The sequence below is a fragment of the Rhodococcus sp. 077-4 genome, assembly GCF_047782425.1.
Taxonomy (GTDB): domain Bacteria; phylum Actinomycetota; class Actinomycetes; order Mycobacteriales; family Mycobacteriaceae; genus Rhodococcoides.
Map to the genome: position 1 here is coordinate 1,321,094 of NZ_JAJPWC010000002.1, position 7,020 is coordinate 1,328,113.

Here is a 7,020-nt window from a genome sequence, read left to right on the forward strand (position 1 = left end):
GACGCTAGCCGAACTGTTGCCAACCGAGCCGAACGACCATCCCCACCACCACGACGAGCAGAACGATTCGGACGAATCCGGCTCCTCGTGCGACCGCTGTCCTCGACCCGAGAACGGCACCGAACACGTTGCACACAGCCATGGCCGCGCCCAGCTGCCAGTAGACGCTGCCGGTGACGGCGAAGAAGGCCAGGGCGCCGATGTTGGACCCGACGTTGATCACCTTGGCCATCGCAGCACTGCGCACGAACTCCGTTCCGAGCATCGTGGCGAAGACGATGATGAGAAACGTCCCGGTGCCCGGCCCGAGGATGCCGTCGTAGAAGCCGATTCCCGCCGCTGCGAGCGCGACGACGATCAGAACCTTGCGATGGGTCGGCGGCGACGGCGCTGCCGTTCGACCGATGGTCGGACGGCACGTCACGAGAACGGCCACGCCGACGAGCACGACCATGATGATCGGGACGAACAGTTCGCGGTCGATCAGAGACACCGCAGCGGCTCCGGCCGCCGAGGTCACGGCCGCGAGGACACCTGCCGGGATCAACACCGTCCAGTTCAGCGTGACTTTCCGCGCGAAGGTGACGACGGCGGCGACGGTACCGAACACAGCGGTCGCCTTGTTGGTCGCCAGCGCTGCCTGCTGAGTGAGCTGAGGTGCCACGAGGAGGATCGCTGGCAGCAGGATGAGACCGCCTCCGCCCACCACGGCATCGACCCAGCCTGCTGCCGTCGCGGCCACCATCAGCAGTCCCCAGTCGGCAGCAGTCATACGGCAAACTCAATCACATGCGTCGATTCAGTCTGTGGCTCCGTGGGCAACCCTTCGTGGCCGATGCACTGCTGGCGCTCGGACTGTTCGTCGTCGAGATCCTGGTGTTCGTCAGCTCGGTCGACGGGCTGAACGGACCGTTGTTCCTGGTTTTCTCGGTGGTGCTGACGGTTCCCGTCGCGTGGCGGCGCCGACTACCTCGCTCCATCGCCGCGCTGGCACTCGCGACGACGCTGACCTCCGACATCGCAGGACGCATGGCGGGCGACGCCTACAACGGTCATCCGGCCGCCCTGGCGCTGCCGATCATGCTCTACACCCTGGTCGCGTACGTGGGTCGAGCGCAGGGAGCCGTCTATGCCGTCGCGCTGGCCGCATACACCGTCGGCTCACTGTTCCTGTTCGACCAGCCGGTGCTGACGACCTTGCTGTTCGGCGCACTGCTGTACGCACTGTCGTGGGTCGCCGCCGAGTTCCTCGGAGCGCGCAGGGCCTACGACGAAGCGATGCAGGCCCGTCTGATCGTGGCCGAGTACGACCGCGACCGTCGAGCCGAAGATGCTGTGCACATGGAGCGCACGCGTATCGCTCGCGAACTGCACGACGTCATCGCCCACGGTGTCAGTGTCATGGTGGTCCAGGCCGACGGCGCCTCGTACGCGATCAGGCGCAATCCCGAACGTGCGGAGCAGGCAGTCGCGAACATCTCCGCCACCGGTCGGCTGGCGCTGGCGGAGTTGCGTCGAACCGTCGCACTGCTGCGCACGTCACCGGAATCGGACGACATGCCTCAGTACGGCACCGCAGGCCTTGCTCGCGTCGTCGAGATGATGGGTCGTGCCGGACTGAACGTCGAACTCGAACAGACCGGGAACCTCGACGACATCAGCCCGGCGATCAGCCTCGGAGTCCACCGCCTGGTGCAGGAATCGCTCACCAACGTCCTGCGGCATGCAGGACATGCTCCACGTGCAGTCGTGAAGGTCGTGCGCGAGGACGAGGTGGTCACCGTCGAGATCTCCGACAACGGTTCGGGCGGCGGAACGTCGTCGACGGGGGGCGGCGGACACGGTCTGCTCGGGATGCGCGAACGAGTCGCTGTACTGCAGGGCACTCTGCAAGCCGGTCGAACTCCACACGGTAATTGGCTCGTGCGGGCAACGCTTCCGATCGAGTGAGGGCTAGGTTGGATCGGTGCCGATCACCGTTGTCGTCGTGGACGACCAGGAACTGATGCGCATGGGATTGAACATGGTGCTCGAGGCACAGGACGACATCGAGGTGGTCGGGGAGGCCTCCGACGGCGCAGGTGCCGTCGAGGCCGTCGCCCGACTGGCACCTGCTGTGGTGCTGATGGATGTTCGCATGCCCGGCATCGACGGGGTGGCCGCAACCCGAACCATCACCGAATCCGGTTCCGAGGCAAGGGTTCTGGTGATGACGACCTTCGATCTCGACGAACACGTTCTGGGTGCTCTACGTGCCGGTGCAAGCGGATTCCTGCTCAAGGACACACCACCGGAGGACTTGGTCTCGGCAATTCGCAGCGTGGCCGCAGGCGATGCCGTCGTGTCGCCGAAGGTCACCAAACGTTTGCTCTCGCGGTTCGTTGCCCAGTCTTCGCCGAGCACCGATGCGTCGATTCTCGACGCGCTCACCGCACGTGAGCGCGAGGTACTGATTCATCTGGCGACCGGTTTGTCCAACGCCGAGATCGCGGCGGTGCTGCATCTGTCGGAGGCGACGATCAAGACTCACATCGGCCGAATTCTGACGAAGCTGAGTGTCCGAGATCGAGTCCAGGCCGTCGTTCTGGCGTACGAGACCGGTCTCGTCCGACCGGGTTCGTAGAGAACTTCCCGGCAAGCTGGACGAGTCGGGAGCGATTTCGACGCCCCGTGCGTTGTACGAATGAAGCGAAGAAAGGACCGTCATGCTCGCTCTGTTCGTACTCTATGTCGTGGTCGAGGTTGCAGCGCTTGTTGCCGTGGGAAATGCGCTCGGTGTGCTCTGGACCGTCGTGCTGTTGATCGGCGGATCCCTGGTCGGCTCTGTGCTGGTGCGCTCGCAGGGCAGGCGCGTGTTGGACGGTCTGCGGAGGGCGTCGCGAGGCGAGCGGTCGGCGGGCGGTGCGGTGGCCGATGGTGCCCTGTTCGCAGCAGGGTCGGTTGCAATGTTCGTGCCCGGACTGGTCACCACCGTGATCGGCCTGCTGTTGTTGATCCCCCCGACGCGCTGGCTGCTGCGTCCCGCAGTGATGTGGGCCGCCGCGCGCTGGCTGCCTCAGGTTGCGACCGCGACACGACGCATGCGTCCCACCGTCATCGACGGCGAGATCCTCGACGATCGAGTGGACGGCAGTACGCAAGCGTCGACGGCATCCGGATCGCTGATCCTGAAAGGACAGGTGATCGAGGCCGACCGGATCGATCTCACGCCAGGGGATTTCCGAAAGCGCAACCCGTAGGGGCACACTGGTAATCCGTGACCACCGAATTGTTCTGCGGCGGACGGATCTACAGTCCGATGGCGTCGGACGCCACCGCGATGGCCGTGACCGATGGGATAGTCAGTTGGATCGGTGAGGATCGCACCGGGCGAGCGCTTCATCCAGGAGTCGACGTCACCGACCTGGCCGGTGCCTTCGTGGCACCGGCATTCGTCGACACTCACGTGCACGTCACCGATCTGGGACTGTCGCTGATCGGACTCGACCTGTCCGACTGCTCGTCACTCGTCCAGTGCATGAGGATGCTCGCCGAGCATGCATCGGAGTCACCGACCGCACTCGTCTGGGGCCACGGCTGGGACGAATCCGAGTGGCCCGAACGCCGCGCACCGTCGACAGCCGATCTCGATACAGCGGCTCCGGGTCGCCCGGTGTATCTCACTCGCATCGATTCGCACTCGGCCGCGGCCTCCACACCGTTGCGAGTCGCCGCGACCGGCATCGAATCTGCCGGCGGTTTCTCGCCGCAGGCTCCGCTCACCGCCGACGCACACCACCTCGCGCGGACGGTGGCTCGCTCCATGCTCACCACCGACACCCGTACCCGGGCTCGCATGGCAGCGCTCGACCACGCCGCCGCGCAGGGAATTGTCGCCGTTCACGAATGCGCCGGTCCGATCATCTCGGGTGTCGACGATTTCCGTGAACTGATGGCGACCGAGCACGGGGTGGAAGTTCGCGGCTACTGGGGGGAGCTGGTGGAGACGGCCGAGCAGGCACAGCAGTTGCTCGGCGACACCGGAGCCCATGGGCTGGCCGGTGACATCTTCGTCGACGGCTCGCTCGGATCGCGCACCGCGTGGTTGTCGTCGCCGTATGCGGACGGCCCAGGATCGGGTGTGTCGTACGAGGACGTCGACGCGATAGCCGCGCACATCTCGGCCTGCACCACGGCCGGAGTTCAAGCAGGGTTCCACGTCATCGGTGATGCTGCGGTGTCGGCTGCTGTTCTCGCGTTCGAGCGGGTGGTGGCCGAGCTCGGAACTCCTGCTGTCGCTGCGCGCGGGCACCGGCTCGAGCACTTGGCGATGGTGACACCGGACCAGGCCGATCGATTGGCCTCGTGGGGTGTGATCGCCAGCATGCAACCGATGTTCGACGCGATGTGGGGAGGTTCGGACGGACTGTACGCACAGCGGCTCGGTGCGGATCGAGCCGCCGCGCTCCATCCGTTCGCCCGCCTGGCGTCGGCGGGGGTTTCCCTCGCTTTCGGTTCGGATGCACCGGTCACCCGACTCGATCCGTGGGCAACGGTCGGAGCTGCCGTCAACCACCACACCCCGGGCAGTGCCATCTCGCCGAGGGCAGCCTTCTCGGCCGCCACGCGCGGCGCGTGGCGCGCGGGCGGAGTCCGAGACGGTCTCGCCGGCACCCTGGTGCCCGGCGCACCCGCGTCGTTCGCGGTGTGGAACGTCGACGAACTCGTCGTGCGTGCTCCGAAGGACAGCGTCCAACGGTGGTCCACGGACCCTCGCGCGGGAGTAGCGCCCTTGCCCGGTCTCGACCCGTCGTCCGAGCGCCCTCGGTGCTCCATGACCGTCCACCGTGGACAGGTCATCCATGAGCAGTGACAAGGGCTCGCTTCCCGGAACGGTGTTCACCCGAGGGGAGCGGTTGCGCCGGACGGCTGTGTCCACGCTGCTGTCCGTCGCCGGCGGCGCGCTGATATTCGGCAGCTTTCCTCCGCGAACCCTGTGGTTCCTGGCACCGCTCGGTATTGCGCTGCTGGCCCTCGTTCTGACCGGCTTCGGCGGGCGAAGGTCGGTGCCACTGAAAGCGGGATTCGGCTACGGGTTCGCCGCCGGACTCGGATTCTTCGTTCCGCTGCTTCCGTGGATCGGGGTGTACGTGGGACCGATGCCCTGGCTGGCACTCGCTGCAGCCGAATCCGTGTTCGTCGGCTTGTTCGGCGTACTCGGTGTGCTGGCAGCACGCAGTTCCTGGTGGCCTCTGGCGATGGCGTTGGCGTGGAGCCTGACCGAATGGCTGCGATCGAGCGTCCCCTTCGGGGGCTTCCCCTGGGGCCGGTTGGCTTTCGGACAACCCGAGGGCTGGCTGCTGCCCTTGGCGAGCATCGGCGGGGCACCGTTGCTCAGTTTCGGTGTGGCACTGACCGGAACCGGAACGGCGGCGCTGCTGGTTACGGTCGGTCGGCGAGACGGAATGCGTTCGTACCTCGGACCGGTCGCCGCAACGACCGTCGCGTCCATCGTGGCGCTCGCATTGCTACCGACGCTGCACACCGACGACACACCCGAGGGGAACGAACGGACGGTGACCGTGGCAGCCGTCCAGGGAAGCGTTCCGCGACTCGGCCTGGACTTCAATGCACAGCGGCGAGCGGTTCTGGACAATCATGTCAGGGAGACGATGGCGCTGGCCGCCGATGTCGAAGCAGGTAGGCAGCCCGCCCCTGATCTCGTCGTGTGGCCCGAGAACGCATCCGATATCGATCCGTTGAGGAATTCCGATGCTGCAACGCTCATCACACAGGCATCGGTGGCTGTCGGTGCTCCGATTCTCGTCGGCACGGTGCTGGTCAATGCCGATGGCACGAACACGAATTCGGTGATTGCGTGGAACGGTACGAATGGGCCGGGTGAACGGCACGACAAGAAGATCATTCAACCGTTCGGCGAATACTTGCCTTTCCGAAGCTTTTTTCGATTGTTTTCGGAATATGCCGACCGAGCGGGTTATTTCGTTCCCGGTACCGGAAACGGAGTGGTACGCACTGCGGGAATAGCCGCCGGAATAGCCACGTGCTATGAGGTCGCATTCGATCGCGCCCTCGAAGAATCGGTCCGCGCGGGCGCGGAGTTCATCGCGATTCCCACCAACAACGCGACCTTCGGCGACACCGAAATGACCTATCAACAACTCGCGATGTCCAGAGTGCGGGCCGTCGAGCACGGCAGAACTGTCGTGGTGGCCGCTACGAGCGGCGTCAGCGCGATCGTCTCGCCGAGCGGTGACGTCCTGCAACAGACGCCGCTCTTCACCGCTGACGTGCTGGTGTCCAGAGTTGTACTGCGACAATCGCAGACCGTTGCCACTCGCCTCGGCTCCGGATCCGAGCTGGTGTTGTGCCTGGCCGCGGTCGTAGCTCTCGGCGCGGCACTCGTGACCGGCCGGCGGCGCCCGTCCTCCTGAAACAATCGACGAGTCGGTAATTTCCTCGTGTTTCACATCTCGGAGTTCGAAAACGACGGCCGACGTCATGCGACTCGCCGTGCCGAGTCATTCGTTCGACCGAATAGCATCTGTTCGAGTGGCACTGGAGGTCACTTCTGTAACAGGCTGAAGGCGGCAATCGATGGTTCTTATGATTACTGCACAAAAGAATCCGATCGATGTTGTATCTTTGAGGGCCGCTGAAGGTGCTTCACACCGAACTTCGAGTGCGACTTCAGCGGGCGGTCGACGATCTCGCGTCGATGTGAAAGTCCGTATCGACGCGAACTTTCGAGAGTGTCGTACGCCTGGCGGGGAGGGGATGTTCGTGTTGTACGAGTTGTCGAAACCGACGGAGCCCAGTCGCTCGATTCACAAACCGGCGGTCTGGTTCCCAGCATAGAACCAGGACTCCGCCCTGTTTCAATCCTGTCGGCAGTGTGCGACGAATCGATACAGAGCTCTATCACCACCGAACGTGTGTGAATCGACACGAACGCAGACCAGAACGGAAACCAGAATTGCTCAATCGCGCGCACAGGCCGCCGCGGCTCGACAGTCCGAA

The 7,020-nt window shown here is 64.8% G+C and carries 6 protein-coding genes; 5 read left to right on the plus strand and 1 reads right to left on the minus strand.

Going from position 1 to position 7,020, the window contains the following annotated elements; genetic code table 11:
* Positions 1 to 4: 4 nt before the first annotated feature.
* Positions 5 to 772 carry a TSUP family transporter gene (locus ACNEOT_RS15470; RefSeq protein ID WP_415974907.1) on the minus strand — a complete coding sequence of 256 codons (768 nt, stop codon included), beginning with the start codon at positions 770 to 772 and terminating at the stop codon, positions 5 to 7.
* Positions 773 to 789: 17 nt separating this feature from the next.
* On the opposite strand from ACNEOT_RS15470, the gene ACNEOT_RS15475 reads away from it, so the two are divergent.
* The 5 genes from ACNEOT_RS15475 (at position 790) to lnt (ending at position 6,434) form a co-directional block, all read left to right on the plus strand.
* On the plus strand, positions 790 to 1,950 hold the full coding sequence (locus ACNEOT_RS15475; RefSeq protein WP_415974908.1) for a sensor histidine kinase: 1,161 nt from the start codon (positions 790 to 792) through the stop codon (positions 1,948 to 1,950).
* Positions 1,951 to 1,966: 16 nt separating this feature from the next.
* On the plus strand, positions 1,967 to 2,623 hold the full coding sequence (locus ACNEOT_RS15480) for a response regulator (RefSeq protein ID WP_415974909.1): 657 nt from the start codon (positions 1,967 to 1,969) through the stop codon (positions 2,621 to 2,623).
* Positions 2,624 to 2,705: 82 nt separating this feature from the next.
* Positions 2,706 to 3,239 carry an FxsA family protein gene (locus ACNEOT_RS15485; RefSeq protein WP_415974910.1) on the plus strand — a complete coding sequence of 178 codons (534 nt, stop codon included), beginning with the start codon at positions 2,706 to 2,708 and terminating at the stop codon, positions 3,237 to 3,239.
* Between the two features lie 59 nt (positions 3,240 to 3,298).
* Positions 3,299 to 4,852 (plus strand): amidohydrolase, encoded by a 1,554-nt coding sequence (locus ACNEOT_RS15490; RefSeq protein ID WP_415975220.1) that lies wholly within the window; start codon positions 3,299 to 3,301, stop codon positions 4,850 to 4,852.
* Positions 4,842 to 6,434 carry an apolipoprotein N-acyltransferase gene (gene lnt, locus ACNEOT_RS15495; RefSeq protein ID WP_415974912.1) on the plus strand — a complete coding sequence of 531 codons (1,593 nt, stop codon included), beginning with the start codon at positions 4,842 to 4,844 and terminating at the stop codon, positions 6,432 to 6,434. The genes ACNEOT_RS15490 and lnt overlap by 11 nt, the downstream gene beginning before the upstream one ends.
* Positions 6,435 to 7,020 lie beyond the last annotated feature (586 nt).